Below are 26,643 nucleotides of genomic sequence, written 5' to 3'. Positions count from 1 at the left end.
TCTTAACCGGTGGCGGTGTCCCGGACGGCCTGGGCGAACACCTCGGAGCGGTGCTCGAAGTTGCGGAACCGGCCGTAGCTGGGGGCGGCCGGCGACAGCAGCACCACCCCGCCGGGCGGGGTCACGTCGCGGGACAGCCGGACCGCGTCGACCAGGTCGTCGACCGTCTCGGTACGCACCTTCGGCAGCCCGTCCAGCGCCGCCACGATCCGGAGCCCGCTGTCGGGGATGCCGATGACGGTGATCTCGCGTTCGGCGAGGTGCTCCGCCAGCGGGGTGTAGTCCAGGCCTCGGTCGGTGCCGCCGACGATCACGGTCAACGGCCGCCCCTCGTACGCGTCGATGGCGTGCATGGCCGCGTACGGGCTGGTGGCCAGGGTGTCGTCGACGAAGGTGAGACCGGACGGGTCGACGATCTCGGTGAGCCGGTGCGCGAGCCCCTGGAACTCGGCCACCGCCACGGCGAGGGTGTCCTTCCGGGCGACCACGTCCACGCCGAGGGCGTCGAGCACGGCGAGGGCCACGCAGAGGTTGCCCTCGTTGTGCCGGCCGACCAGCGGCAGCACCGCGCGGGGGAACAGCGGCTGGTCTCCGAGGTGGAACCAGGGCGTGCCGTCTCCGCCGGTGGCCACGTGCGCGGTGTCCGGAGTGCCGGCGCGGACGGCCGGCCGGTCGCCCAGCTCGGCGGCGAGCCGCGGGTCCGCGCCGTTGACCACGACCGTCTCCGGCCCGTGCGCGAGGAGGTTCAGCTTGTCCCGGTAGTACTCCCGCTCACCGCCGTGCGCGTCCAGGTGCTCCGGGAACAGGGCGGTGACCACCGCGACCCGGGGCGAGTCGGTCAGGTCACTGCACTGGTAGCTGGACAGCTCCAGCACGTACAGCTCGGCCTCCGGCAGGTCCAGCGTCGGCACCCCGATGTTGCCGCCGAAGACGTTGGGCCGGTCCATCGCCGCCAGCAGGTGGCTGATCAGGCTGGACGTGGTGCTCTTGCCCTTGCTGCCGGTCACCCCGACGGTGCGGGCGCCGTGGTCGGCCATCCAGAGGGCGGTGCCCTGGGTGACGGTCACGCCGCGCCGTCGCAGCTCGACCAGCCACGGGTGGGTGTTCGGCACGCCGGGCGAGCGGACCACCACGTCGGCGGCGAGCAGCTGAGCGAAGCCCTCCTCGCCGGTGACCAGGGGGGCCGCCTCGGCGAGGGGCCCCTCCCACGGCAGGCTGAGGAAGTTGGCGCTGTCGTCGACCGCGACCAGGTCGGCCGGGCCGTGCGCGGCGATCGCGGTCACCGCGGCCCGACCCTCCCGGCCGGCCCCCCAGACGGCGACGGTACGTCCGCGTAGGTCAGACAGGCGCACAGGTGATCTCCTCCAGGTCGGCCGGTCGGAACGGTCGCTCTCCGGCGCACTCGGGCACCGCGGACGAACCAGGGCCTAGTATGGCGTGTGCCCAACGAGCAGCTCCGGCGGATGGACGCCTTCACCTTCCCGTCCTACTCGATCGACCTCTCCACCGGGGAGGTGTTGTTCGACTACGCCCTCAGCGGCCCCGACGGCGAGCAACGGTTCACCGAGGTGATCACGCTTCCGCTGCCGGAGGCGCCGCCGTCGGACGAGACGGTGGCGACCCTGGGCCGGGTCCTGGAGCTGCTGCACGTGGTCGCCGGGGTCAGCTACTACAAGGCCGCCGCACCGGGCCGGCTGGTGCTGCCGGCGCCGCTGGGCGAGGCCGCCGCCGCACTGGTCACCGCCGTCTACACCAAGGGCCTGGCGGAGTACGCGTACCGCAACGGGCTGCCGCACGTGCTGCTGCTGACGCCCGAGGTGCCGGCCGGCACCGTCGCCGCCGCTCGCGGGTACGACAACTCCGACCTCCGTCCCCTCTCCGCCGTCGGCGGTGGCAAGGACTCGATCGTCAGCCTGGAGGCGCTGCGGCGGGCGGGCTTCGACCCGGTGCCCTTCTCGGTCAACCCCAACCACGTGATCGTCTCGGTCAACGAGGCGTCCGGCCTGACACCCCTCGCCGCCCGACGGCGGATCGACCCGGTGCTGTTCGAGCTGAACGCGGCCGGCGCCCGCAACGGGCACATCCCGGTCACCGCGATCAACTCGCTGATCGCCGTCGCCACCGCCGTCCTCCACGGCCTGGGGCCGGTGGTGATGTCCAACGAGCGCTCCGCGTCCGACCCGAACCTGGTCTGGAACGGTCACGAGATCAACCACCAGTGGTCCAAGGGCGTCGAGGCCGAGGGCCTGCTGCGGGCGGCGCTGGCCGAGCACGCCGGGCTCACCGAGCCGTACTTCTCCCTGCTGCGGTCCCTGTCCGAGCTGCACATCGCCCGGCTGTTCGCCGCGATCGACCGCTACGACGACGTGGTGACCAGCTGCAACGCGGCCTTCAAGCTGCGCGACGCCAGCGAGCGCTGGTGCCGCGACTGCCCCAAGTGCCGGTTCGTCTTCCTGGCCATGGCGCCGTTCATGCCCCGCGAGCGGATCACCCACATCTTCGGCGGCGACCTGCTCGCCGACGACACGCAGATCCCCGGCTACCGGGAACTGCTCGGCGTGGACGGCCACAAGCCGTTCGAGTGCGTCGGCGAGGTCGAGGAGTCGGTGGTGGCGTTGAGCCTGCTCGCCCAGCAGGCGCAGTGGCGGGACACCCCGGTCGTCCGCGCCCTCGTCGACGCCGTACCCGACACCGCCTGGCAGGCCGCGACGACGAGCGACGTCTTCACCCCCGGCGGCCCGAACCACGTCCCCCCCGCCTACGTCAAGGCCCTCGAAGCCCTCACCTGATCCGCACCCCCGCTCCATGCTCCGCGCTGTTTCACGGAAACAGTGGCTATTCGCGGCCGAATAGCCACTGTTTCGGTGAAAGTGCGGGCGCCGTCAGGCGCGAGGGTGGCGGCAGGGGTCAGGGGGTGCGGATGGCGTCGAGGGCTTCCAGGGCCACGTGCAGGGAGAGGCAGGCCTCGACCGAGTCCAGGTCGACGTCGAGGATGCGGGCGATCCGGGCCAACCGTTCGTAGAAGGCCGGCCGGGACAGGTGGGCGGCGGCCGCCGCCGCGGACTTGTTCCGGCCCGCGTCCAGGTACGCCCGCAGGGTGCCGAGCAGCTGCTCGCGGGGGTGCTGCGCGTCGTACGCCAGCAGGGCCCCCAGCTCGCGCTCGACGAACGTCTGCACCCGGGGCTCGTCCCGCAGCAGGTGCAGCAGGCCCGCGAGCCCGACGTGCGGCAACCGGAAGATCGGCAGGTCCCGGCGGTCCCGGCGGGCGGCGTCGGCGATCTGCCGTGCCTCGACCAGCGAGCGGCGGGCCTCCCGCAGGCTGCCGACCCCCGACCCGGCGGCGATGATCACGGCGCCGGTGGCGGTCACCCGTCCTCCGGAGCCGGCCACCGCGCGGGCCGGGCCGGCCTGCCGGGGCGCGGACGCGTCGGGACGGCCCCGCCGCAGCGCGGCGGCGAACGCGGCCAGCGCCCGCTCCTCGGCGGCGGCCTCGGGCAGGGCCAGCAGCGCGCCGACGGCCTGGTCGTCGACGGCACTGGTCAGCCCGGTCAGTTTCGCCTCCCGCAGCGCCTGGCCGACCGCCTCGGCCAGGTCACGCAGCCGCGCTGGCGCGGCCTCCGGGTCCGGTTCGCCGGCCGGTGCGCCGTCGTCGGTCCGGTGACGGACCACCACACCGACGAGGTGCCGGCGGTCCAGCACCACCCCGAGCGCCTTGGCCCGCAGCGCCACCTCGTCCACCGGCCGCGAGTGGTCGAGCAGCGCGGTGAGCAGGGTGCGGTGGATCTGTCGTTCCAGGCCCTCGGCGTCACGGCGGATGAGCCGGCCCAGCGCGAGCGTGGACGCGGCCCGCTCGACGAGGATGGTGAGCCGGGTCGGCGGCACCGCGACGGTCCGGCCGGCAGTGGCCGGAACCGGGGTCTCCGGGTCGCGCCCGTCCGGCTCCCCGCCGGTCGGGTCCGCGGCGGTGTGGTCTGCGGCGGTGTGGTCCCCGGCGGGCGAGGTGGCCAGGTCGCCGCCGCCGGGCCAGCGCAGCAGCAGGCGTCCCCAGTCCTGGCCCCGGGCGCCGACCGTGGTCACCAACCAGCCGCTGTCGCCGTCGTACGCCGTCCGTCCGGCCGGTCGGATCCGCCGGGAGTGCTGCTCCCACCCGTCGAGCAGCAGCTCCGCGCTCTCCCCCGCCGGGTCGTACGCGAGCACCTGCCGGGACAGGTTCTCCAGCACGACCGGGCAGCCGGACAGCTCGGCCGCCTGCCGTACCACCTCGCCCGGGCCGGCGCCCTCCACCGACAGCTCGGTGAAGCGCTGGTGGATCTCCTCGGTGGCCCGCAGCTCGGTGAGCTGCGCGTCGACGATCAGCGCGTGCACGGCCTCGGTGATCCGCACGAACGGGGTGGCCCGCCGCAGCTCCACCAGGGGCAGCCCGCGGCGTTCGGCGGCGGCGGCCATCACCCGGGGGACCTGGTTGAGGTACCGGCGACCCAGCTCGACGACCAGCCCGGACACGCCGACATCGGCCAGGTCGCCGATGAAGGCGCGCAGCCCCGCGTCGTCGGCGGGCAGTCCGATGCCGGTGGTGAGCACCAGTTCGCCGCCGCCCAGGAGCGTGGCGATGTCCGGCACCTCGGTCACGTGCACCCAGCGGACCGGCGCGTCCAGGCCGCTGTCACCGGCGACCAGGCGCGGAGCGCCGTGGCGGACCGGGTCCAACGCGAGGACTTCACGCACGGTAGGGAACACGGCCGACACGCTACCGTCCGTGACCTGCGCTGCGCGATCGGCCGGTCGGTGGCCCGATCAGTCGGAGGTCTCCGCGCGGAGGCGTCGCTCAGTCGACGCCGAACTCCATCGCGGCGCGGTCGAGTGCCTCGTCGTCGCCGGAGGAGACGCCCCGGGACGCGATGGCCTCCGCGCCGCCCTGTGGCATCGCACCGATCAGCCCGGTCGAGGCCGCCTGCGCGGCACCGACCATCCGCTGCGGGCTCGCGCCGCCGACCATGCCGAGGGTGGCGTACTGCTCCAGCTTCGCCCGCGAGTCGGCGATGTCCAGGTTGCGCATGGTGAGCTGGCCGATCCGGTCCGACGGGCCGAACGCCGAGTCCTCGGTGCGCTCCATCGACAGCTTGTCCGGGTGGTAGCTGAACGCCGGGCCGGTGGTGTCCAGGATCGAGTAGTCCTCGCCCCGGCGCAGCCGCAACGTCACCTCGCCGGTGACGGCCGTGCCGACCCAGCGCTGCAACGACTCGCGCAGCATCAGCGCCTGCGGGTCCAGCCAGCGCCCCTCGTACATGAGCCGACCGAGGCGGCGGCCCTCGCTGTGGTAGTTCGCCAGGGTGTCCTCGTTGTGGATGGCGTTGACCAGCCGTTCGTACGCGGCGTGCAGCAGCGCCATGCCGGGCGCCTCGTAGATGCCCCGGCTCTTGGCCTCGATGATCCGGTTCTCGATCTGGTCGGACATGCCCAGGCCGTGCCGGCCGCCGATGGCGTTCGCCTCCAGCACCAGGTCGACGGGGCTGCCGAACTCCTTGCCGTTGATCGTCACCGGACGTCCCTGGTCGAAGCCGATCGTGACGTCCTCGGTCGGGATCTCCACCGACGGGTCCCAGAACCGGACGCCCATGATCGGGTTGACCGTCTCGATGCCGGTGTCGAGGTGTTCGAGGATCTTCGCCTCGTGCGTGGCGCCCCAGATGTTGGCGTCGGTGGAGTACGCCTTCTCGGTGCTGTCCCGGTACGGCAGGCCACGTTCGAGCAGCCACTCCGACATCTCCTTACGCCCACCCAGTTCGGTGACGAAGTCGGTGTCGAGCCACGGCTTGTAGATGCGCAGCTGCGGGTTGGCCAGCAGGCCGTACCGGTAGAACCGCTCGATGTCGTTGCCCTTGAAGGTCGACCCGTCGCCCCAGATCTGGACGTCGTCGGAGATCATCGCCCGCACCAGCAGGGTCCCGGTGACCGCCCGGCCCAGCGGGGTGGTGTTGAAGTACGCCCGCCCGCCCGAGCGGATGTGGAAGGCCCCGCAGGTCAGCGCCGCCAGGCCCTCCTCGACCAGGGCGGCGCGGCAGTCGACCAGTCGGGCGACCTCGGCGCCGTAGCTGAGCGCGCGACCGGGCACCGAGGCGATGTCGGGCTCGTCGTACTGGCCGATGTCGGCGGTGTAGGCGCAGGGAACGGCGCCCTTTTCGCGCATCCACGCGACCGCGACCGAGGTGTCGAGGCCGCCGGAGAAGGCGATGCCGACACGTTCACCGGTGGGCAGGGAGGTGAGAACCTTGGACACGAGGAAGATTATGCACGAAGTTGCATGGTCATGCAATCAGAAGGGTCCGAACGGCGGGTCGTCGCGACCCAGCTCCCAGAACGCCACCGCCGCGGCGGCGGCCACGTTCAACGAATCCACCCCGCGCCGCATGGGGATGACCACCCGTACGTCGCTGGCCGACTGGGCCGCCGCGGTGAGGCCGGGGCCCTCGGCCCCGAGGAGCAGCGCCGCCCGCTCACGCTGCGCCGGAGTCAGCCGCTGGATCGGTACGGCGTCCGGCGCCGGCGTCATGGCGAGCACGGTGAAGCCCGCCTCGCGCACCTGGTCCAGGCCCGCCGGCCAGCGCTCCAGCCTGGCGTACGGGACCGCGAAGACCTCCCCCATGCTGACCCGTACGCTGCGCCGGTACAGCGGGTCCGCGCAGGTCGGCGACAGCAGCACCGCGTCGATACCGAGCGCGGCGGCGCCCCGGAACACCGCGCCGAGATTGGTGTGGTTGTTGACGTCCTCCAGGATCACCACCCGTCGGGCGGTGGCCAGCACCTCGGCGGCGGTCGGCAGCGGCTTGCGCCGGAACGACGCCAGCACCCCCCGGTGCACGTGGAAGCCGGTCGCCCGTTCCAGCACGTCCGGGGTGGCCGCGTAGACCGGTGTGTCCCCGGTGTCCAGGTCGGCGAGCTGGTCGACGCGCTTGGCGTCCACGAGGTACGACCGGGCCGGGTACCCGGCGCGCAGCGCGCGACGCAGCACCAGCTCGCCCTCGGCGATGAACAGGCCGTGCGGAGGCTCCCAGCGGGTACGCAGCTCGACGTCGGTCAGCGCGCGGTAGTCGGCGATCCGGTCGTCGTCGGGGTCGGTGATCTCGTGGACGGGCACCGCACGATTCTGCCCGAGCCGCAGGTCGGGCCGACGCGTGCGGGGTGCCGCAAGGGTGTAAGGAAGGGCCCCTTCTTAACGCCTGGCGTTAAGAAGGGGCCCTTCCTTACACACCTCAGCCGCGGCGGTCGAGCCAGCGGCGCAGGTCGGCGAGGGGGTCGTCCTCCTCCGTGGGCTGCTGCGGCCGGCGCTCCGGCTCGCGGCGCTCCGGCTCGCGGCGCTCCACCGGGCGGCGCGGCTCGCCGACCAGGTCCCGGCTGGGCACACCGAACGCCTGCTCCGGCTGGCCGTCGACGGCCGTGACGATCACCCGGGCCACCGCGTCGATCACGCGGGCCTGCACGGGGCCGCCGACGGAGTCGGTCGAGTCGTCCGGATTGGCGGCGATGCCGGCAACCGCGACCTGCGGGGTGAAGCCGACGAAGCTCTCCGTGCCGTTCTCCTCCGAGCTGCCCGTCTTGCCGGCCACCGGACGGCCGTCCAGGATCCGGTTCACCGACGTGGCGGTGCCGCCGTTGCACTGGCCGAACGCCGACTGCTGGCCGACCGGGCAGCGGGCCGCGTCGGTGGCGGCGCGGGCCACGTCGGCGTCGAGCACCCGCTCGCAGGACGGGTCGCCGACCGGCACCCGCGTACCGTCGGCGGCGGTGACCGACACCACCGGCAGCGGCGTGCAGTACGTGCCCTCGGCGGCCACCGTCGCGTACGCGTTGGCGAGGTCGAGCGGGGTGGTGGCGGCCACGCCGAGGGTGAACGAACCCCAGTTCTCGGCGTTGTCCGCCGCGAAGGCGGCGTCGGCGTCGGCCCGGAAGGTGATGCCGAGGCGCTGCGCCATCTCCACCACCTTCTCCGGCCCGACCTGCTCGGCGAGCCACACGAAGTAGGTGTTCACCGAGCGGCCGAAGCCGTCCCACATCATCCGGTAGCCGTCCATCCACTCCGGGTTGGCGTTGACCGGGCACCAGCGGCCGTCGCAGCTGCCCTCGCCCTCGGCGGCGTACCGGGTGGGCAGCCGGCTCGGGGCGTCGAAACCGGTCGCGAGCGGCTTGCCGGCCTCCAGGGCGGCGAGCATGGTGAACAGCTTGAACGTGGAGCCGGCCTGGTAGCCGTCCACGCCGTCACCGCCGGAAATCAGCGGGTTGACGGTGTTCGGGTGGTTGGTCTGCCCGGCCGGGTTCGGCTCCAGGCTGTACTTCCGGTTGACGGCCATGGCGAGGACCCGGCCGGTGCCCGGCTCCACGGCGGCGATCGGCAGGGCGCGCGCGTTGTCGTAGGAGTACACGCCGGTGGCCTGCTTCTGCGCGGTCGCCTGGACCTGCGGGTCCAGCGACGTGACCACGGTGTAGCCACCCCGCCGCAGCGCCTGCTCCCGCTCCTCGGCGGTGGCGCCGAACGCCGGCTGGGTCAGCCACCAGCTCCGCAGGTAGTCGCAGAAGAAGCCCCAGTCGTCGTGGCCGGACGCGACGGCCGTGCAGCCGTTGGGTTGGGGGGTGGGCCGCAGGGTGAGCTTCTCGGTCCTGGCCGCCGCCGCCTGTTCCGCGCTGACCGCCCCGGTCTCGACCATCGAGTCGAGGACGTACGCCCGCCGGTCCAGCGCCGCCTGCCGGTCACCGTCGATCGGGCTGTACGCCTCGGGCGACTGCACCAGACCGGCCAGCAGGGCCGACTCGGCGAGGGTGAGCTGGGCCGGGGCCTTGCCGAAGTAGCGCTGACTGGCCGCCGCGATCCCATACGCGCCGGACCCGAAGTACGCGATGTTCAGGTACCGGTTGAGGATCTCGTCCTTGCCGAGGCGCTGCTCCAGCGCGGTCGCGTACCGGATCTCCTGGACCTTGCGCCCGACGGTCTGCTCGGTGGCCGCCGCGCGCTCCTCCGCGGTGCGTCCCGGGTCGGTCTTGAGCACGTTGCGGACGTACTGCATGGTCAGCGTCGAGCCGCCCTGCGCGGTCTCCCCACCGCGCACGTTGGCGACCAGCGCCCGGGCCAGGCCGCGCAGGTCCGCGCCACCGTGGTCGTAGAACCGCCGGTCCTCGGCCGCCACGATCGCCTGCCGCATCACCGGGGCGATGTCCTCCAGCGGCACGTCGGTGCGGTTCACGTCGTAGAAGGTCGTGATCAGCGTCTTACCGTCGTTGGCGTAGAGGTAGGAGCGCTGGGGTGTGGCCGGGGTACGCAACGCCTCGGGCAGTGCGGCGTACCCGCCGAGCGTCGCCCGCGCGGTGAATCCGAGCAGCAGGTTGCCCGGCAGCGCGGCGACCGCCAGGACGAGCCCGGCGAGCACGCCGGCGAGCAGCACGGTGAACAGCCGCGACAGCGGCGTACGGAGGGCCATGGTGCCCAAGGATTGTCACGAAAGCCGCCAACCGACCACCCCTGACGGTGACTGTCAGCAACTTCACGGCCCCCAACCAGCACTTTCCCATCCCACCGCCCCCACCCCCACCCCAACCCCCACCGCACCCACCCGACTCGGGCTGTTGATCAAGGGGTTCGCGTCAGGATTCGGCTCGGAGTTGACGCAAACCCCTTGATCAACTGGGTGACGGGCGGCGGTCGGGGGCGGGGGTGGCGGCGAGGCTGGCGGCTGTCGCGTCGCGGATGATGTCGCCGGGGATCAGGCGGCCGGAGCGGTAGCCGATGCCGATACCGGCGATCAGGGCGAAGATCGCGCCGAAGGTCTGCAGGGAGCCGACCAGCGCGCCGGCCAGGCCGAGCAGCGGAGCGGCGATCATGAGCATGGTGCCGTCGCCCATGCTGAACATGCCGGAGCGGGCCACCGCCCACCCGGTCAGCAGCCATCCCGCGCTGTAGAAGCCCGCACCCACCAGGACCAGCATCCGGGCGGTGGTGCCGAAGACCGGCGTCTGCTCCGCCAGGCCGGCGAACGGGAGCATGAGCACCGTTCCGGCGATGCTGGCCAGCAGGCCGGCGACCGCCGACCAGCGGCTGCGGGTCGCGGCCAGCAACCCGGTCAGCGCGAGCAGCGCGAGCAGGCCCAGCCAGACCGCCGCCACCCAGGCGATCAGGTAGATCGGCCGGCCGTCGGCCGGGTACGGGTCGGTCGCCACGCCGCCGTCGCTGGCCTTCGCCACGACGCCGTAGAGGACGGCGTACGCGGGCAGCAGCCATACCGCCCCCCGGGCGAGCCGGCGCAGCGACCAGGCCCAGCTCGCGTTGGTGGCCGGCGCGGCCGGCCCCGGCTCACCGATGAACGGCAGCACTCCGAACCCTCCGCCGGTACGCCGGGTCCCCAGCGGTCCGGCGGGGTCGTGCGCCCCGACCGGGGCCGAGGACCCTGCCCGCTTCGCCGGCTCCTTCATGCCTCACCTCGCCCGTCCCACGGGCGGCGCGGGACGCGCCGAGGCGCCCCGATGCCTGGTCACCGCCCGTCCTAGGACCGATGGTGGCAGGCGCCGGAGCGCCTCATGAGCGGTTCTCGTGTTTAGGTCAGCCCCGTTCGCGCTGGTCCGACGGGTCGGCCAACAGGCTCGCCGGAGAGACCGGTTCCGGCGCCGGCAGCCCCTGCGGGGTCTTCCCGCCGGTGGCCTGCGCCTCGGCCACGCGTACCTCGTCGTGGATCTCCTGCGCGGCTGCCGCCGCCGCCTGCGCGGCCTCCGCGGCCTCGCGCTCGACCTGGCTCGCGTGGTCGGCCGCCTCCGGCGCGGGGACGTCCCCCACCATCTGGCTCAGGCCGCCGAGCGCGCCGCCCATCCCCTCCAGTGCCTTGGTCAGCTCCGCCGGGACGATCCAGACCTTGTTGGCGCTGCCCTGGGCGATCTGCGGCAGGGCTTGCAGGTACTGGTAGGCGAGCACCTTCTGGCTCGGGTTCGCCTGGTGGATCGCGTCGAAGACCGTCCGGATCGCCTTCGCCTGACCCTCGGCCTGGAGGATCCGGGCCTGCCGGTCACCGTCGGCCCGCAGCACCGCGGACTGCTTCTCACCCTCGGCGGTGAGGATCTGCGACTGCTTGTGCCCCTCCGCGGTGAGGATCGCCGCCCGGCGGTCCCGCTCGGCGCGCATCTGCTTCTCCATCGAGTCGCGGATGCTGGCCGGCGGCTCGATCGCCTTGATCTCCACCCGGGTGACCTTGATGCCCCAGCGGCCGGTGGTCTCGTCCAGGACGCCGGAGAGGTGCCGGTTGATCTCCTCGCGGCTGGTCAGCGCCCGCTCCAGGTCCAACGAGCCGATCACGTTACGCAGCGTCGTGACGGTGAGCTGCTCGATCGCCTGGAGGAAGTTCGAGATCTCGTAGGTCGCCCGGACCGCGTCGACCACCTTGAAGTAGAGGACCGTGTCGATCGAGACCACCAGGTTGTCCGAGGTGATCACCGGCTGCGGCGGGAAGCTGACCACCTGCTCCCGCATGTCGACCTTGGTGCGCACCGCGTCGATGAACGGGACCAGGATGTTCAGCCCCGGGTTGAGGGTGCGCTTGTACTTGCCGAGCCGCTCGACGACGTCCTGGCGCTGCTGCGGCACGATCCGCACCGCCTTGGCCAGGGTGATCACCGCGATCAGCGCCACGGCTATCAGCAGGGCCGGGAGAATGAATTCCATCTGCTCACCTTTTCGCTTCGGGTAGGTCCCCGGACGGAGAAATGTCGTCCCGCCACACGAGCGCGGTGGCCCCTCGCACCTGGACCACCTGCACCCGTTCGCCGGGGGCGAAGGACTGGGTCGCGTCGTACGCGCGGGCCTGCCACAACTCGCCGTCGATCTTGACCATGCCCTGGTCGGTGCCGACCGACTCCAGCACCAGCGCCGTGCTGCCCTCGATCGCCTCCACACCGAACGGCTGTTCGCCGCTCTCCACCGCCGACCGGCGGTGCCGGCGCAGCGTCGGACGGACACCCAGCACCGTCAGCACCGACACGATCGCGAAGACGATCGCCTGGACCTCGACCGGAGCGCCGAGCGCCGCGGCACCGGCGGCGGCGAACGCGCCGACCGCGAACATGATCAGGAACAGCGTCGTCGTGAAGAGCTCGGCAATCGCCAGCACCGCACCCAGAACGATCCACCACACCGCATCCACCACCTGATCGTGACACGCCGATGCACGTGTCATCGAATTGTCATGATCAGTAGGCTCGGGTCACACCGTCACGAGGAGACAATCGTGCCCCTGCTGCCCGAAACCACCCGCCGGATCGACGACCTCGTCGCCCGGGCACAGGCCGCCGGCCGTACGCCGTCGCTGGTGCTGGGAGTGGTCCGTGACGGCACGGTGGCGCACCTCGCCACCGCCGGGGACCACCCCCGCCCGTACGGCGACCTCCAGTACCGGCTCGGCTCGATCAGCAAGACGATGACCGCGACCCTGGTCATGCAGGAACGCGACGCCGGCCGCCTGTCCCTGGACGATCCCCTCGACGCGCACCTGCCCGGCACCGGCGTCGGCGCCCTGACCATCCGCCAGCTTCTCGGGCACGCCAGCGGGCTCCAACGGGAGCCCGGCGGCGACTGGTGGGAGCGGGCCGAGGGCGTCGACCTGGCCACGCTGCTCACCGGGGTCGGCACCGAGAAGATCGCATACCCGCCGCACCGGACGTACCACTACTCGAACCTGGCGTACGGGCTGCTCGGCGGCGTGCTGGAACGGATCACCGGCACGCCGTGGGCCGACCTGCTGACCGAGCGCGTCCTCGGCCCGCTGGGCATGCGGCGCACCACGTACGCGGCCTCCGAGCCCTTCGCCCGGGGCTACGTCGTGCATCCCTGGCACGAGACGCTGCGGGAGGAGCCCCGGACCGACACCGGGGCGATGGCCCCGGCCGGGCAGCTGTGGTCGACGATCGAGGACCTGGGCCGCTGGGCGGCCTTCCTCGCCGACCCCGACCCGCGGGTGCTGGCGGCGGAGACGCTGACCGAGATGTGCGCCCCGGTGGTCATCAGCGACCTGGACACGTGGACCGGCGGGCACGGCCTGGGGCTGGAGCTCCACCGGGAGGGCGAGCGGGTGTACGTCGGCCACGGCGGCTCGATGCCCGGCTACGTCGCCGCCCTGGCCGTGCACCGGCCCTCGCGCACCGCGACGGTCGCCTTCGCGAACGCGTACGGCTTCCGGGTCGGTCACATCGGCGGACTGGGCCGGGAGGCGCTGACCACGGTGCTGGACACCGAGCCGACGGCGGTCCCGCCGTGGCGGCCGACGACCGCGCCGCCGCCCGCCGACCTGGCCGCGCTGACCGGCCGGTGGTGGTGGATGGGGGCACCCCTCGACCTGGCATGGGACCGGGCCACCGGCGAACTGGTGGCGCACGTGCGGGGCGAGCGGGAGAGCCGTTTCGTCCCGAACGGGCCGGACCGCTGGCGCGGTCGTTCCGGCCCGGAGAACGGGGAGATCCTCACGGTGCTGCGCGACCCGGCCGGCACGGTGGTCGCGCTGGACATCGCCACGTTCGTGTTCACCCGCACCCCCGACCAGGAACCCTGACCGTACGGCGGCGTCAGCCCTGCGGTTCGGTGACGAAGTCGATCAGGCGTTCCATCGCGTTGATCAGCGGGGTCTCCACGTCGGCGAAGCTGTCGACCCGGGACAGGATGTGCCGCCACATGTCGGCGGGCGCGGCGACGCCGAGCGCGCCGCACACCCCCTCCTTCCACGGCCGGCCCGGCGGCACCACGGGCCACGCCGGGATGCCCAGCGCCGCGGGTTTCACCGCCTGCCACACGTCCACGTACGGGTGCCCGGTGACCAGCACGTGCGGTGAGGTCACCCGCGCCACGATCCGGCTCTCCTTCGAGCCGGGCACCAGGTGGTCGACGAGCACGCCGAGCCGCCGCGTGGGGCCGGGCGCGAAGTCGCGTACCTCCGCGTCGAGGGCGTCGATGCCGTCCAGCGGCTCCACCACCACGCCCTCGATGCGCAGGTCGTCGCCCCAGATGCGCTCGACCAGCGCGGCGTCGTGGACGCCCTCGACCCAGATCCGGCTGGCCTTCGCCACCTGGGCGCGGACGCCGTCCACCGCGATCGAGCCGGAGGCCGTACGCCGGCGGGCGGCGGGCACCGGGGCGCGGGTCGGGCGGCGCAGGGTGACCGGCTGCCCGTCGAGCAGGAACGCCGCCGGCAGCAGCGGGAAGTTGCGCCGCCGCCCGTGCCGGTCCTCCAGCACCACCGCACCGGACTCGAACCCGACCACGGCGCCGCAGAACCCGGAGTCGGCGTCCTCGACCACCAGGTCCGGCTCGGCGTCCACCTCCGGGGTGACCTTCCGTCGCCGCCAGTTGCCCGCCAGCACGTCGTCCGCGTATCGCCCGGCCATGTCGATCACGCTAACCCCGTCCTCGTCGCGCCGCACCCAGCGCCACGCCGGGGACCGGCGTCGGCGTCACCGGCCGGCCCGGACATCGACCGGTGACCGGTCCTCGGAGGACGCACGGGGGCGAAACGGGCAGGCGACGCCGACGGAGCGGCAGTCGAGACAGGGGCGGCGGTGACCACGTACCCTTTCGGCATGTCCACCCCCGCAGCGGGCGCGGCGACGATCGCGCCGCGCCGGTCGAGCCGGTTCGTTGCCTGGGTGCGCGCGTGGCGCGCCGGGTTGGTGCCCTTCGACGAGGTCGCCGACGCCATCGCCGGCGACGAGGAGCACCTGGTCGCCGACGCGCCCGGCACCTGGACCGACGTACCGCTGCCGCAGGCGCTGCCCACCCTGGCCCGGCTCTCGCCCGACGAGATCCGCCTGGTGCTGCCCGCACCGGGCGATCCCCGTGGGCTGCCCGGCCCCGGTGACTTCGCCGGCGCGGCCCTGCTCGCCGGTGAGGCCGTGGTCGCCGGCGGTCTCGGCCTGATCCCCGAGGTCCGCACCCACGTCTCCGGCTCCGGGGACGCCTTCGAGACCGTGCTGTGGCGGTTCTACCCCCTGCCCGCGGACGCCCCCGCGGCCTCCCGCATGCTGCCCGGGGCGGCGGAGGCGGAGGCGGAGCTGGCGGCCGCTCTCGCCGAGACCACCGCCGCGCTGACCCGGCTCGACGTCGCCCAGTGGCGACCGGAGCTGGCCGGTGCGCTGGAGGCGCTACGCCGGCCCGACGGGGCGACCGACCTGCCGCCCGGGTTCGACCCACGCGCCCGCCGGCTCTTCGCCCGGGCCGCCGTGCTCGACCGGGTGCTCGCGCTGGCCGGGCACGCCGCACCGGGTGGCGCCGTCAACAACTACGAGGCCCAGCAGCGGGACGCGGCGCTGCGCCCGCTGACCACCGCCTGCCGCCAGGCCCTCGTCGCCGCCTGCAACGCCCCACTACGCCCGTAGGGCGAGGTTCATACTCCGTACGCGGCGAGGAACACCCCTACCGCCTCGTCGGCCCAGCGGTGCAGCTCGGCGTCGTCGTGCGCCTCCCGCACCGCGAACATCGCCTCGTCGAGCGGGATGGACAGGATCAGGTAGTTGAGGTGCTGCGCGGCGAGCAGCGGGTCGGGCGCGCGCAGCAGCCCGCGCTCGCTGAGCCGCGCGACGACCCCGGCGAGGGTGGCGTGGCCGCGCTCCGGCGCGGCACGGTGCCAGGCGCGGGCCAGCTCGGGGAAGCGCCCGGCCTCGCCGATCAGCATGCGCCGCAGCTGCACCAGGTGCGGCCGGGTCACCGTGGCGATGTGCTCCCGGGCGAACATGCGGAGGTCACGGGTCAGGTCGTCGGTCTCCGCGAGCGCGGCCACGAACGGCGCCCCCGCGCGTTCGGCGTCGGTGATCGCCCGGGTGAAGACGGCCTCGAAGAGGGACCGCTTGTCGGCGAAGTGGGCGTAGACGGTCACTTTGGACGCGCCGGCCCGGGCCGCCACGCGGTCCATCCCGGCACCGACGTAGCCGTGCTCCAGGAACTCCGCCAGTGCGGCGTCGAGGATCGCCTGCCGCTTGAGGTCTTTCCGCATGACGGAACTGTACTGTACCGTTCAGTTCATGGACACTGCGGCCTCACGAGACGGCACCCGGATCGCGTACGAGCGCGACGGCTCGGGCCCCCCGGTGATCCTGATCGACGCCGCCGGGCACTTCCGGGCGAACAGCTCCCTCGGTGACCTCGCGGAGCTGCTGGCGGTGCACTTCACCGTGTACCGGTACGACCGTCGGGGACGCGGTGACAGCACCGACAACCCGCCGTACACCCCCGCCCGTGAGGTCGAGGACGTCGCGGCGCTGATCGTCGAGGCCGGCGAACCCGTGTCCCTGTACGGCTACTCGTCCGGTGCCCTCGTCGCGCTGCACGCGGCGGCCGCCGGACTGGACATCCGACGGCTGGCCCTGCTGGAACCGCCGATCGACCCGGCTGAAAACTCTCCCGTGCAACGGGCGTTCACGACACGCCTGCGGGAGTTGAGCGGCGAGGACGCCGTGACCTTCTTCCTGACCGAGATCGGGGTGCCCACGGACGTGCTGGCGGGCATGCGCGGCTCACCCCACTGGGCGGCGATGGTCTCGGTCGCCCACACGCTCACGTACGACAGCCTGCTCGCCGAGGCCACCGACGCCGGCCTGCTCGCGAGAGTGACGACACCGACGCTGGTGCTGGACAGCTCCGGCAGCGACGACGACCTGACCGGCATGGCCGCCACCGCCGCCAGGTCGCTGCCGAACGGGGTGCACCGCAGCCTGCCGGGCGAGTGGCACGGCGTGCCCGCCGGGACCCTCGCGCCCGTGGTGGCCGACTTCCTGCGTCGAGGCTGAGCGGATCGACGTGGCGGCGCGGCGGCCGGTCAGATCTCGTCGATCAGGTCGGCGACCGATTCGACGATCCGCGACGGCCGGTACGGGTAGCGCTCCGCCTCGGTGCGGCTGCTGATGCCGGTGAGCACCAGGATCGTCTCCAGGCCCGCCTCCAGACCGCAGAGGATGTCGGTGTCCATCCGGTCGCCGATCATCGCGGTCGTCTCCGAGTGCGCGTTGATCGTGTTGAGCGCCGAGCGCATCATCATCGGGTTCGGCTTGCCGACGAAGTACGGCTCGACGCCGGTCGCCTTGGAGATCATCGCGGCGACCGAACCGGCCGCGGGCAGGGCGCCCTCCACCGACGGCCCCGTCACGTCCGGGTTGGTGCAGATGAACCGCGCCCCGTCGTTGATCAGCCGGACGGCCTTGGTGATCGCCTCGAAGCTGTAGGTGCGGGTCTCCCCCAGCACCACGTAGTCCGGCGCGAAGTCGGTCAGCACGTACCCGACCGCGTGCAGCGCGGTGGTCAGCCCGGCCTCCCCGATGACGTACGCGGTGCCGCCCGGCCGCTGGTCGGCCAGGAACTGGGCGGTGGCCAGGGCGGAGGACCAGATGGCTGTCTCCGGCACGTCCAGCCCCATCCGGGCCAGCCGGGCCTGGAGGTCCCGCGGCGTGTAGATGGAGTTGTTCGTCAACACCAGGAAGGGCTTGCCGGAGGTACGCAGCCGGGTGACGAACTCCGGCGCTCCGGGCACGGGCTGGCCCTCGTGGACGAGAACGCCGTCCATGTCGGTCAGCCAGCTCTCGACGGGCTTGCGGTCAAGCATGTGTCGTCCCAGGGGGTGTCGGGGCGGCGGTCAGGAGGACCGGCGGGCCGGTACGCAACAGACCGTGGGGCAGGTGTCCCACATCGGCAGCTCGCCGAGGCGACGGCGCAGGGTCACGCCGTCCGGGTCGATCCGCTCCCGGACCAGCTCCCGGACCATCGTGACGAAGCGCGGGTCGGTGCCCGGCGTGCCGGCCCGGACGAAGTCCAGGCCGAGCTGCTTGGCGGTGTCCAGCGCCTCGGTGTCCAGGTCCCACACCACCTCGAGATGGTCGGAGACGAAGCCGACCGGGCTGACCACGACGCTGGTGACGCCCTGCTCGGCGAGCGCCGCGAGGTGATCGTTGACGTCCGGCTCCAGCCACGGCACCTGCGGCGGGCCGGACCGGCTCTGCCAGACCAGGTCGTACGGCAGGTCGGGGGCGGACGCGGCGTGCACCAGCCGGGCGGTCTCGGCGAGCTGCGCCGTGTACCGGTTGCCGTGCGGGCCGGCGTTCGCGTCCATCGAGTTGGGGACCGAGTGGGCGGTGAAGACCAGTCGCGTGGTGGACCGCTTCGCCGGGTCGAGCTGCGCGAGCGCGGCCCGCACCGCGTCGGCGTGCGGCTCGACGAAGCCGGGGTGGTCCCAGAACTGGCGCAGCTTGTCGATCATCGGAGCGTCCGCGCCGACGGCGGCCCGGGCGGCGGCGATGTCCTCCTGGTACTGCCGGCAGGACGAGTAGCCGCCGAGCGCGCTGGTGACGAACGCCAGGGCGTGCCGTACGCCGTCGTCGCGCATCTGCGCCACGGTGTCGGCGAGCATCGGGTGCCAGTTCCGGTTGCCCCAGTAGACCGGCAGGTCGATGCCGTTGGCGGCGAAGTCCTCCCGGATCGCGGCCAGCAGTTCCCGGCACTGCTGGTTGATCGGGGAGACCCCGCCGAAGTGCTGGTAGTGCTCCGCGACCTCCGCCAGCCGCTCCGGAGGCACGCCACGGCCCCGGGTCACGTTCTGCAGGAAGGGCATCACGTCCTCGGGCCGTTCCGGCCCGCCGAAGGAAACCAGCACCACCGCGTCGTACGCCATGGTCCCATTCTCGCCCCCGCCGATCACGGCGCGGCGACGCCCCCTGCTCCCCGCTGTTAAAAGGGGCCCCTTCCTCTACCGGAGGCGTTAAGAAGGGGCCCCGCCTTTCACCTCAGGCGCCGATGGCGTGGTAGCCGCCGTCGACGTGCACGATCTCGCCGGTCGTGGCCGGGAACCAGTCGGACAGGAGCGCCAGGCAGGCCCGGGCGGCCGGCTCCTGGTCGGTCAGGTTCCAGCCCAGCGGGGCCCGTTGGGTCCAGGCGTCCTCGAACTGGTCGAAGCCGGGGATCGACTTGGCGGCGATGGTGCGCAGCGGCCCGGCGGCGACCAGGTTGCTGCGGATGCCCTGCTTGCCCAGATGCAGCGCGAGGTAGCGGGACGCGGACTCCAGGCCGGCCTTGGCCACGCCCATCCAGTCGTAGACCGGCCAGGCCTTCGTGGCGTCGAAGGTCAGGCCGACCACCGCGCCACCGGCGGACATCAGCGGCAGCGACGCCATGGCCAGGGAGGTGTAGGAGTACGTCGAGACCTGCAGGGCGGTGGCGACGTCCGACCAGGGGGCGTCGAGGAAACCGCCGCCCAGGCAGCTCTGCGGGGCGAAGCCGATCGAGTGGACCACGCCGTCAAGGCCGTCGACGTGCTCGCGGACCTTGTCGGCCAGCCCGGCCAGGTGCTCCGCGTTGGTCACGTCCAGCTCGATCACCGGGGCGGGCTCGGGCAGCCGCCTGGCGATCCGCTCGACCAGGGAGAGCCGGCCGTAGCCGGTGAGCACGACCTGCGCGCCGTTCTCCTGGGCGAGCTTCGCCACCGAGAAGGCGATCGAGGCGTCGGTGATGACGCCGGTGACCAGCAGCCGCTTACCGGCGAGCAGTCCTGACATGTGTTGACCTTCCTCCGTGCTTGCTCAGTGACCCATGCCCAGGCCGCCGTCGACCGGGATGACCGCGCCCGACACGTAACCGGCGGTGTCCCCGGCCAGCCAGGTGACCACTCCGGCCACCTCCTCCGGGGTGGCGAACCGGCCGGCCGGGATGGCCTTGCGGTACTCCGCCTTGCGGTCCTCGGGCAGCGCGGCGGTCATGTCGGTGTCGATGAAGCCGGGCGCGACCACGTTGGCGGTGATGTTGCGCGAGCCCAGCTCCCGGGTGATCGAGCGGGCCACGCCGACCAGCCCCGCCTTGCTGGCGGCGTAGTTGACCTGACCCGGGCCACCGTAGAGGCCGACCACCGAGGAGATGAAGATCATCCGGCCCCACTTCGCGCGGAGCATCTTGCCCGACGCCCGCTTGGCGCAGCGGAACGAGCCGGTGAGGTTGGTGTCCAGCACCCGGGTGAACTGCTCCTCGCTCATCCGCATGAGCAGCGTGTCGTCGGTGATGCCGGCGTTGGCGACCAGCACCTCGACCGGCCCCAGCTCCGTCTCGATGGCGGTGAAGGCGGCGTCGACCGAAGCGGCGTCGGTCACGTCACAGCGCACCCCGAACAGCCCCTCGGGTGCGTCACCACTGCGGTGGGTGACCGCCACCCGGTCGCCCTGCTTCGCGAAGGCCTGCGCGATGGCCAGGCCGATTCCCCGGTTACCCCCGGTCACCAGCACGGTACGGGCCACGGCTCCCCCTCTTGCTCAGCTGATCTCGCGTCGCGTCGGAGCCTAGGCGTTACCGGTAGGTAAGCGCTAACGGCTGATCCACGCGGCCCCCGGCCCCCTCGGCCCGGGGAGGGCCGCCGCCGTCGTCGGTCCCGGCTCGTCCGACCGGTCGGCCGAGTGCGGGGACAGGCATCGGCGGGTGTACGATGATCGCGTTTGCGGGCCTCAGGTGCCCGCGTTCCGGGCCCCGCCGACCGCAGGAGGTGATCGCTGTGCGAGATAGCGATCCTCCCAGTCGTGGCCGGGCCGTCCGTCAGTCCCGCTGAGCCACGACTCAGCAGGTGAACTGACCCCGACTCCGCTCCCCCGCACCGCCCACCCGTCCGGCCGCTCGGCCGGGCCGGTCCGTGTGTGCCACCCGGAGCAGCCCGGTCACGACTTCGTGTGCGCGTCCTGATCAGCCCCTGCGGCCCGCCCACCCCGCCCGGCGGACCGTCCAGTCGCACCCGGAGCCGTCCATGAGCCGCTACGTCGCCCCGCTGGGCTTCACCCTCGCCGCCGTCTGGGTGGCCGTGCTCTTCGTCCTGGCCGGCGGCGGTCACTGACCACCGCCGGCGCCGCCGCCGACCCCGCCGCTCGCGGGGTCGGCGCGATCAGAGCATCCGGGACGACCACAGGAGACTGAGCGCGCCGGCGCAGAGCGCCAACAGCAGCGCCACCCCCGCGTACCACTGGGTGACCTCCCGTGGTTCGGTGCGGAAGCCGATCGAGCTGCCCATGTCCTGGTACACCTGCTTCAGCTCGGTCACCGAGGCCGCCTCGTAGAAGTAGCCCTCGGTGGCCTCCGCCAGGTCGGCCAGGGCCAGCCGGTCCACCGGCACGCGTTGCAGCTGGCCGCCGATGTCCACCTGACCCGAGTCGGTGCCGAACGCGATGGTGGAGACCGGTACGTTCGCGGCCTGCGCGGCGGCGGCCGCCTCCTCCACGGAGCGGCCGGACGTGCGGTAGCCGTCGGAGAGCAGCACGATCCGCGCGGGCGGGACGCCGGCCGCCCCGTCGGCGGGCACCGACCGGATCGCCTCCAGGCAGGTGAAAACCGCCTCGCCGGTCGCCGTGGCCTCGGCCAGCACCAGCCCGTCGATGGCGGCGACCACCGCCTCCCGGTCCTTGCCGGGCGACACCAGCACGTTCGCGGCCTTGGCGAACGAGACCAGCCCGAGGTTGTAGCTCTCCGGCAGCTCGCCGACGAACTGCTTGGCCGCCTCCTGGGCCGCCTCCAGCCGGTTCGGTGCCACGTCGTCGGCCTGCATGGACAGCGACACGTCGATGGCGAGCATCACGGTCGCCCGTTCCAGCGGCTCCCGGGTGTCCACCGCCGGCCGGGCCAGCGCGGTGGCGAGCACCAGCAGGCAGAGCAGGAACGCCGTCGCCGGGACGTGCCGCCGCCAGCCCAGTCCCTTCGGCGCGAGCGTACGCAGCAGGTCCACATTGGTGAACCGCATCGCGTACGCCCGCCGGTGCAGCTGCCGCCAGACGTAGAACGCGGCGAGCGCGAGCACCGGCAGCACGGCCAGCAACCACCACGGTTGCAGAAATCGGATCATCGTGTCGTCCCTCGGGTGCGGGCGTGCCGCTGCGCGGCCACGAAGCGCACCATGTCCAGCAGCCAGTCACGGTCGGTACGCAGTCGCAGGTGCGCGGCACCGGCACCGCGCAGGGCGGCGGAGATCTCCGCCCGCTGGGCGGCGGCCGCCTCGGCGTAGCGCTGCCGCAGGCGCGGGTCGGCGGTCTGCACCTCGTGCAGTTCGCCGGTCTCCGGGTCGACGACCGGGAGCACCCCGACGTCGGGCAGGTCCAGCTCGCGGGGGTCCACCACCTCGATGGCCAGCACGTCGTGCCGGACCCGCAGCTTGCGCAGCGGCCGGGCCCACTGCGGCACCGGCGCGAGGAAGTCGGAGATCACCACCGCCACACCGCGCCGGCGGGGTGGCCGGTTCAGCATGTCGACCAGCGCACCGAGATCGCTGCGCCCGGGGCGGATCTCGGTGCCGGCGATGGCCCGCATCAGGCCGTGCGCCTCCTTGCGGCCGGCGCGGGCCGGCAGCCGGGTCAGCACGCCCGGGCCGGCGACCGGAGCGGGACCGCGCCGCCACCGGCCGGCCGGGGCGACCGGTTCGGCGCCACTGCCGACGACCGCGCCGATCCGGTTGCCGCCCCGCACGGTCAGGTGGGTCAGCGCGGCGGCGGCGGCCACCACCACGTCGCGCTTGAGCCACTGGCCGGTGCCGAAGTCCAGGCTCGCCGACAGGTCGACCGCGAGCCACGTCTCCAGCTCGCGGTCGGCCACCGTACGCCGGACGTGCGGCATCGTCGTGCGGGCGGTGACCGGCCAGTCCATCCGGCGTACGTCGTCGCCGGGGCGGTACTCGCGCGACTCCCCCGCCTCGCTGCCCGGTCCCGGCAGCAGGCCGGCGTAGTCGCCCTGGAGCAGGCCGTCGAGCTTGCGGGTGACCAGGAGTTGCAGGCGGGACAGGACCGCCTCGGTGCGGTCGTGGGAAACGTCGGCGGGCCGACGGGTGGGTGGGGTCACGGCCGCTGCCCGGGCCAACCGGCGCCGGGCGGCGCGGTGGTCGGCGTGGGGCTGGACTGCTGCCGGGGCGCGACGGAGGGTAGCGGAATGGTCGACATCACCCGGTGCACGACGTGGTCGGCGGGCACGTCGTCGGCGAGCGCGTCGTAACTGAGCACCAGCCGGTGCCGCAGGATGTCCGGGGCGATGTCCTGCACGTCCTGTGGCAGGGCGTAGTCACGCCCGCGCAGCAGGGCCAGTGCGCGGGTCGCCCGGACCAGGCCGAGCGAGGCGCGGGGGCTGGCGCCGTACTGGATGAGCTGGGCGACGTCCGGCATGCCGTGCTCGGCCGGAGCCCGGGTGGCCAGCACCAGCCGGACCGCGTAGTCGACCAGCGCGTTGTGCACGAAGACCTGGTCGGCCTTGTGCTGCAGGGCGGTCAGGTCGGTGGTGGTGAACACCGGCGCCGGCTCGGGCGGGGCGACGCCCATCCGGTAGACGATCTCCCGCTCCTCGGCGTCGGTGGGATAGCCGACGACGATCTTCATGAGGAACCGGTCCCGCTGCGCCTCCGGCAGCGGGTAGACGCCCTCCTGCTCGATCGGGTTCTGCGTCGCCATCACGAGGAACGGTCGCGGCACCCGGTGGGTCTCGCCGCCGATGGAGACCTGGCCCTCGCTCATCACCTCGAGCAGTGCCGACTGCACCTTGGCCGGCGCGCGGTTGATCTCGTCGGCGAGCAGGAAGTTGACGAAGACCGGGCCCAGCTCGACGTCGAACTTCTCGCTGGACTGCCGGTAGATGCGGGTGCCCATGATGTCGGCCGGGACGAGGTCGGGAGTGAACTGCACCCGGGCGAAGGAACCGCCGACGACCTTGGCGAGGGTCTCCACGGCGAGCGTCTTGGCCACGCCGGGGACGCCCTCCAGGAGGCAGTGTCCCCGGGCGAGCAGCGCGACGAACATCCGCTCCACCATCCGGTCCTGGCCGACGATCACCCGCTTGATCTCGAACAGCGCCCGCTCCAGCAGCGTCGCGTCCTCCGCCGGCGTGGTCGCCGGGGCGGGTGTCTCCGGGCCGGCCCCGTTCGGGGTCGGAGCGTCGGGCATGGTCGGCTGGGCCACCGGTCCTCCACAGCATGATCGGTCGTCGCGGCGTGGTGCGTATCAAGACTCGCATGCCCGGCTGAGTGCCGAGGCGGGGAGAACCCGATTTCGGGCGCGCCGTCCGCTTCATCGAATCGCCGTCAACGGCTGGACAGGGACCGCCCCGCCGCGTGTACGATTCACCCGTCGCCGGGCGGCTCCCCCCGTGGCCGCCCGGCGCTAACTTTCTCGCGGCTCCCCGTTCACCGGCCATTGCCGCGTCACCCGTGCCGCCGTTCGACCGCCTCCGCGCGTCCGTAGACTGGGTGGGATGTCCGACCCATTTCCCGCCGGTGCCGCGCTGACCTGCTCCGCCCGGGGCTGCCGCGCTCCCGCGCGGTGGGAGCTGCGGTGGAACAATCCCCGGCTCCACGATCCCGACCGCCGCAAGGTCTGGCTGGCCTGCGCCGACCACCGGGCCTCCCTCGGTGACTTCCTGGACGCCCGGGGCTTCCTGCGGGAGGTCGATCCGGTGACCGGATCGCCTACTCTCGACTCGTGAGCGCGCACAACGGATTCCCACGGTGAGTGGCGAGGACGTCGCCGGGTCGCCCCACCCGGCGCCCGACGTCGCCCCGTCTCCGGCGGGCCCCCTCGACCCCTGGCCGGACACCGTCCGGTGGCAGCCCATCTCGCGGGACCTGATCTGGGTGGAGCTGCTGCGCCTGGCCGCGGGGCTGCTCGTCGTCGTGGTGGTGCTGGCCGTCGGCTGGGTGGTCAGCGGCAGCGGCCTGTTCGGGGCCGCGCTCGCCGTGGTGCTGCTGTTCGGCTGCCTGCGGGTGGTCACCATCGTGCGCGCCGTCCACGCCTGGGGGTACGCCGAGCGCGAGGACGACCTGCTGGTCCGGCACGGGTTGCTGGTGCGCCGGCTCTCGATCGTGCCGTACTCACGCATGCAGTTCGTCGACGTCAGCGCCGGCCCGCTGGAGCGCGCCTTCAACCTGGCGACCGTCCAACTGCACACCGCGGCGGCGGCCAGCGACGCCCGGGTGCCCGGGCTGCGCCCCGCGGAGGCGTCCCGGCTGCGCGACCGGCTCACCGCACTCGGCCGGGACCGGGCGGAGGGCCTGTGAGCGACCCGGCCGCGCGGGACCCGGAGCCGGTCGACCAACCCGCACCGCAACCGGCTCCGCACGCGTGGCCGGCACCACCCACCGCCCCCCATCCCGCACCCGGCCCGGTCCACGGGCCCGTGCCGGCGTACGGACCCGCGCCCCGTCCCGGCCCGCCGTACGGGCCCGCACCGCACCCGGGGCCGTACGCGCCGCACCCCGGCAGGCCCGCGCCGACGTACCCGGGCGGGCCCTGGCCCGGTTCCGGACCACCCGACGCCGGAGCGCCGGGTGCGGGAGGGCCGGGCGGGGCCGAGCCCCGGCAACGGCTGCACCCGTTGAGTCCGGCCCTGCACGGGGCCAAGTCACTGGTGGTGGTCATCGCCGGCCTGTCCTGGTCGACGCTGTCCCGGGTCGGCTTCGGCTGGTTCGCGGTGATGGCCGCCGTGCTGGCGCTGGGCGCCACCGTGCTGGCGGTGGTGAGCTGGTACAACACCGGCTACCACGTGGTCGGCCGGGAACTGCGGGTGTACGAGGGCCTGCTCTGGCGGCGTACCCGGGCGATCCCGTTGGAGCGGCTCCAGGCCGTCGAGGTGGTCCGGCCGCTGCTCGCCCAGCTCACCGGCCTGGCCGAGCTGCGGCTGGAGGTGGTCGGCGGGGGCAAGACCGAGGCGCCGCTGGCGTACCTCAGCGTGGCCGAGGCGACGGCGCTGCGCCAACGGCTGCTGGATCTCGCCGGGCGGAGGCCGCCGGTCGGAGCGGAGCCGTCCCCGGGCGGGCCGACGGGCACCGCGGAGGCAGCCGTGCCGCCCGGCCGGCCGGTGCACGCGGTCGACAACCGTGACCTGCTCATCAGCCAACTGCTCACCCCGCAGGCGTTCCTGATCCCGTTCGGCGTGGCGTTCGTGGTGGCCCAGTTCCTCTCCCAGGGCTCCTGGTCGTTCATCGCGGTGGCCAGCACGCTCACCGCGATGGCCGGCGTGCTGCTGCAACCGGTGCGCCGGGTGCTGGACGACTGGAACTTCCGGCTGGCCCGGGACGCCGGGACGCTCCGGATCCGCAACGGGCTGCTGGAGACCCGCGCCCAGACGGTGCCACTGGACCGGGTGCAGACCGTCGGGGTGACCTGGCCGCTGCTGTGGCGGGTCCGGGGCTGGCTGCGGATGCGGCTGGAGGTGGCCGGCTACTCCGGCGGGGAGGCCGACGATCGCAACCGGCCGGACCGGCTGCTTCCGGTGGGCGACCTGGCCACCGGGGAGGCGATCCTGGCCGAGGTGCTGCCCGGTGTACGCCTCGGCACGCTGCCGTTGGTTCCACCTCCGGCGCGGGCCCGCTGGCTCAACCCGCTGAGCCGGGGCGTGCTCGGCGCCGGCCTCCACGACCGGGTGCTGGCGGTGCGGTCGGGCCTGCTCACCCGGCAGGTGGCGCTGGTGCCGTACGCCCGGATCCAGAGCGTGCGGGTCGTGCAGGGGCCGGCGCAGCGGCGGCTGCGGCTGGCCACGGTGCACGCCGACACCGCGGGCGGCGCCGGCGCCGCCGCGCAGGACCGTGACGTGGCGGAGGCGTGGGCTCTCGCCGCGGAGCTGATGGCCCGCGCCCGCGCCGCGCGCCGCGCCGGCTGAAC

At 73.3% G+C, this 26,643-nt stretch carries 25 protein-coding genes; 8 read left to right on the top strand and 17 right to left on the bottom strand.

Annotation, left to right across the window (positions count from 1 at the left end; all coding sequences use genetic code 11):
* Positions 1 to 2: 2 nt before the first annotated feature.
* Complete coding sequence (gene murD / locus ACIBR0_RS17045) at positions 3 to 1,352, bottom strand: UDP-N-acetylmuramoyl-L-alanine--D-glutamate ligase (RefSeq protein ID WP_396716557.1); 1,350 nt, start codon at positions 1,350 to 1,352, stop codon at positions 3 to 5.
* Positions 1,353 to 1,439: 87 nt separating this feature from the next.
* Here murD and ACIBR0_RS17040 point away from each other — a divergent pair, with 87 nt between their 5' ends.
* Positions 1,440 to 2,789: a hypothetical protein gene (locus tag ACIBR0_RS17040; protein ID WP_396716555.1), complete on the top strand. Its 1,350-nt coding sequence runs from the start codon at positions 1,440 to 1,442 to the stop codon at positions 2,787 to 2,789.
* A 118-nt stretch (positions 2,790 to 2,907) separates the two neighbouring features.
* Here ACIBR0_RS17040 and ACIBR0_RS17035 read toward each other — a convergent pair whose 3' ends face one another.
* The 7 genes from ACIBR0_RS17035 to ACIBR0_RS17005 form a co-directional block, all read right to left on the bottom strand.
* Complete coding sequence (locus tag ACIBR0_RS17035; protein ID WP_396716553.1) at positions 2,908 to 4,746, bottom strand: PucR family transcriptional regulator; 1,839 nt, start codon at positions 4,744 to 4,746, stop codon at positions 2,908 to 2,910.
* Positions 4,747 to 4,825: 79 nt separating this feature from the next.
* Complete coding sequence (gene argG / locus ACIBR0_RS17030) at positions 4,826 to 6,277, bottom strand: argininosuccinate synthase (RefSeq protein ID WP_396716551.1); 1,452 nt, start codon at positions 6,275 to 6,277, stop codon at positions 4,826 to 4,828.
* Between the two features lie 36 nt (positions 6,278 to 6,313).
* Positions 6,314 to 7,159, bottom strand: a complete 846-nt coding sequence (locus ACIBR0_RS17025; RefSeq protein ID WP_396716731.1) for a TrmH family RNA methyltransferase — start codon at positions 7,157 to 7,159, stop codon at positions 6,314 to 6,316.
* A gap of 91 nt (positions 7,160 to 7,250) precedes the next feature.
* Complete coding sequence (locus ACIBR0_RS17020) at positions 7,251 to 9,467, bottom strand: transglycosylase domain-containing protein (protein WP_396716549.1); 2,217 nt, start codon at positions 9,465 to 9,467, stop codon at positions 7,251 to 7,253.
* A 199-nt stretch (positions 9,468 to 9,666) separates the two neighbouring features.
* Positions 9,667 to 10,455: a hypothetical protein gene (locus tag ACIBR0_RS17015; RefSeq protein WP_396716547.1), complete on the bottom strand. Its 789-nt coding sequence runs from the start codon at positions 10,453 to 10,455 to the stop codon at positions 9,667 to 9,669.
* 127 nt (positions 10,456 to 10,582) lie between these two features.
* Positions 10,583 to 11,692, bottom strand: a complete 1,110-nt coding sequence (locus ACIBR0_RS17010; protein ID WP_357036465.1) for an SPFH domain-containing protein — start codon at positions 11,690 to 11,692, stop codon at positions 10,583 to 10,585.
* A gap of 4 nt (positions 11,693 to 11,696) precedes the next feature.
* Positions 11,697 to 12,170 (bottom strand): NfeD family protein, encoded by a 474-nt coding sequence (locus ACIBR0_RS17005; RefSeq protein ID WP_396716545.1) that lies wholly within the window; start codon positions 12,168 to 12,170, stop codon positions 11,697 to 11,699.
* A gap of 84 nt (positions 12,171 to 12,254) precedes the next feature.
* On the opposite strand from ACIBR0_RS17005, the gene ACIBR0_RS17000 reads away from it, so the two are divergent.
* Positions 12,255 to 13,571 carry a serine hydrolase domain-containing protein gene (locus ACIBR0_RS17000; protein ID WP_396716543.1) on the top strand — a complete coding sequence of 439 codons (1,317 nt, stop codon included), beginning with the start codon at positions 12,255 to 12,257 and terminating at the stop codon, positions 13,569 to 13,571.
* A gap of 13 nt (positions 13,572 to 13,584) precedes the next feature.
* Here ACIBR0_RS17000 and ACIBR0_RS16995 read toward each other — a convergent pair whose 3' ends face one another.
* Positions 13,585 to 14,400 (bottom strand): DUF3097 domain-containing protein, encoded by an 816-nt coding sequence (locus ACIBR0_RS16995; RefSeq protein ID WP_396716541.1) that lies wholly within the window; start codon positions 14,398 to 14,400, stop codon positions 13,585 to 13,587.
* 192 nt (positions 14,401 to 14,592) lie between these two features.
* Between ACIBR0_RS16995 and ACIBR0_RS16990 the strand changes: the two genes are divergently transcribed.
* Positions 14,593 to 15,387, top strand: coding sequence for a hypothetical protein (locus ACIBR0_RS16990; RefSeq protein ID WP_396716539.1), 795 nt, complete (start codon positions 14,593 to 14,595; stop codon positions 15,385 to 15,387).
* Between the two features lie 8 nt (positions 15,388 to 15,395).
* On the opposite strand, the gene ACIBR0_RS16985 is transcribed toward ACIBR0_RS16990, so the two are convergent.
* A complete protein-coding gene (locus ACIBR0_RS16985) occupies positions 15,396 to 16,001 on the bottom strand; it encodes a TetR/AcrR family transcriptional regulator (protein ID WP_396716537.1) in 606 nt (201 codons plus the stop codon).
* A gap of 28 nt (positions 16,002 to 16,029) precedes the next feature.
* On the opposite strand from ACIBR0_RS16985, the gene ACIBR0_RS16980 reads away from it, so the two are divergent.
* A complete protein-coding gene (locus tag ACIBR0_RS16980; RefSeq protein WP_396716535.1) occupies positions 16,030 to 16,794 on the top strand; it encodes an alpha/beta fold hydrolase in 765 nt (254 codons plus the stop codon).
* Between the two features lie 29 nt (positions 16,795 to 16,823).
* Here the strand turns inward: ACIBR0_RS16980 and ACIBR0_RS16975 are convergent, their stop codons facing one another.
* From ACIBR0_RS16975 to fabG, 4 genes are all read right to left on the bottom strand, one after another.
* Positions 16,824 to 17,603, bottom strand: coding sequence for an HAD-IIA family hydrolase (locus tag ACIBR0_RS16975; protein ID WP_357037844.1), 780 nt, complete (start codon positions 17,601 to 17,603; stop codon positions 16,824 to 16,826).
* A gap of 30 nt (positions 17,604 to 17,633) precedes the next feature.
* On the bottom strand, positions 17,634 to 18,665 hold the full coding sequence (locus tag ACIBR0_RS16970; RefSeq protein ID WP_396716534.1) for a ferrochelatase: 1,032 nt from the start codon (positions 18,663 to 18,665) through the stop codon (positions 17,634 to 17,636).
* Between the two features lie 112 nt (positions 18,666 to 18,777).
* Positions 18,778 to 19,545, bottom strand: coding sequence for an enoyl-ACP reductase FabI (fabI, locus tag ACIBR0_RS16965; RefSeq protein ID WP_396716532.1), 768 nt, complete (start codon positions 19,543 to 19,545; stop codon positions 18,778 to 18,780).
* A 24-nt stretch (positions 19,546 to 19,569) separates the two neighbouring features.
* Positions 19,570 to 20,274 carry a 3-oxoacyl-ACP reductase FabG gene (gene fabG / locus ACIBR0_RS16960; protein WP_396716530.1) on the bottom strand — a complete coding sequence of 235 codons (705 nt, stop codon included), beginning with the start codon at positions 20,272 to 20,274 and terminating at the stop codon, positions 19,570 to 19,572.
* A 386-nt stretch (positions 20,275 to 20,660) separates the two neighbouring features.
* Between fabG and ACIBR0_RS16955 the strand changes: the two genes are divergently transcribed.
* Positions 20,661 to 20,858 (top strand): hypothetical protein, encoded by a 198-nt coding sequence (locus ACIBR0_RS16955; RefSeq protein WP_396716528.1) that lies wholly within the window; start codon positions 20,661 to 20,663, stop codon positions 20,856 to 20,858.
* 48 nt (positions 20,859 to 20,906) lie between these two features.
* Here ACIBR0_RS16955 and ACIBR0_RS16950 read toward each other — a convergent pair whose 3' ends face one another.
* The 3 genes from ACIBR0_RS16950 to ACIBR0_RS16940 are packed head-to-tail and all read right to left on the bottom strand — an operon-like array spanning position 20,907 to position 23,946.
* A complete protein-coding gene (locus tag ACIBR0_RS16950) occupies positions 20,907 to 21,857 on the bottom strand; it encodes a VWA domain-containing protein (protein ID WP_396716526.1) in 951 nt (316 codons plus the stop codon).
* Positions 21,854 to 22,861 (bottom strand): DUF58 domain-containing protein, encoded by a 1,008-nt coding sequence (locus ACIBR0_RS16945; RefSeq protein ID WP_396716524.1) that lies wholly within the window; start codon positions 22,859 to 22,861, stop codon positions 21,854 to 21,856. The genes ACIBR0_RS16950 and ACIBR0_RS16945 overlap by 4 nt, the downstream gene beginning before the upstream one ends.
* Complete coding sequence (locus ACIBR0_RS16940) at positions 22,840 to 23,946, bottom strand: AAA family ATPase (RefSeq protein ID WP_396716522.1); 1,107 nt, start codon at positions 23,944 to 23,946, stop codon at positions 22,840 to 22,842. The genes ACIBR0_RS16945 and ACIBR0_RS16940 overlap by 22 nt, the downstream gene beginning before the upstream one ends.
* Positions 23,947 to 24,238: 292 nt before the next feature.
* On the opposite strand from ACIBR0_RS16940, the gene ACIBR0_RS16935 reads away from it, so the two are divergent.
* The 3 genes from ACIBR0_RS16935 to ACIBR0_RS16925 are packed head-to-tail and all read left to right on the top strand — an operon-like array spanning position 24,239 to position 26,641.
* Positions 24,239 to 24,469: a hypothetical protein gene (locus ACIBR0_RS16935; RefSeq protein ID WP_396716520.1), complete on the top strand. Its 231-nt coding sequence runs from the start codon at positions 24,239 to 24,241 to the stop codon at positions 24,467 to 24,469.
* Positions 24,470 to 24,491: 22 nt separating this feature from the next.
* The gene (locus ACIBR0_RS16930) at positions 24,492 to 25,040 is read left to right on the top strand and encodes a PH domain-containing protein (protein ID WP_396716518.1); all 549 of its coding nucleotides are present in this window, start codon (positions 24,492 to 24,494) and stop codon (positions 25,038 to 25,040) included.
* Positions 25,037 to 26,641, top strand: a complete 1,605-nt coding sequence (locus tag ACIBR0_RS16925; RefSeq protein ID WP_396716516.1) for a PH domain-containing protein — start codon at positions 25,037 to 25,039, stop codon at positions 26,639 to 26,641. Before ACIBR0_RS16930 ends, ACIBR0_RS16925 begins: the two co-directional genes overlap by 4 nt.
* Positions 26,642 to 26,643 lie beyond the last annotated feature (2 nt).

Source organism: Micromonospora sp. NPDC049497 (assembly GCF_044465805.1).
Lineage (GTDB): Bacteria > Actinomycetota > Actinomycetes > Mycobacteriales > Micromonosporaceae > Micromonospora.
The sequence above is the reverse complement of the archived record's forward strand: the minus strand, read 5'-3'. Positions and strand labels throughout refer to the sequence as shown.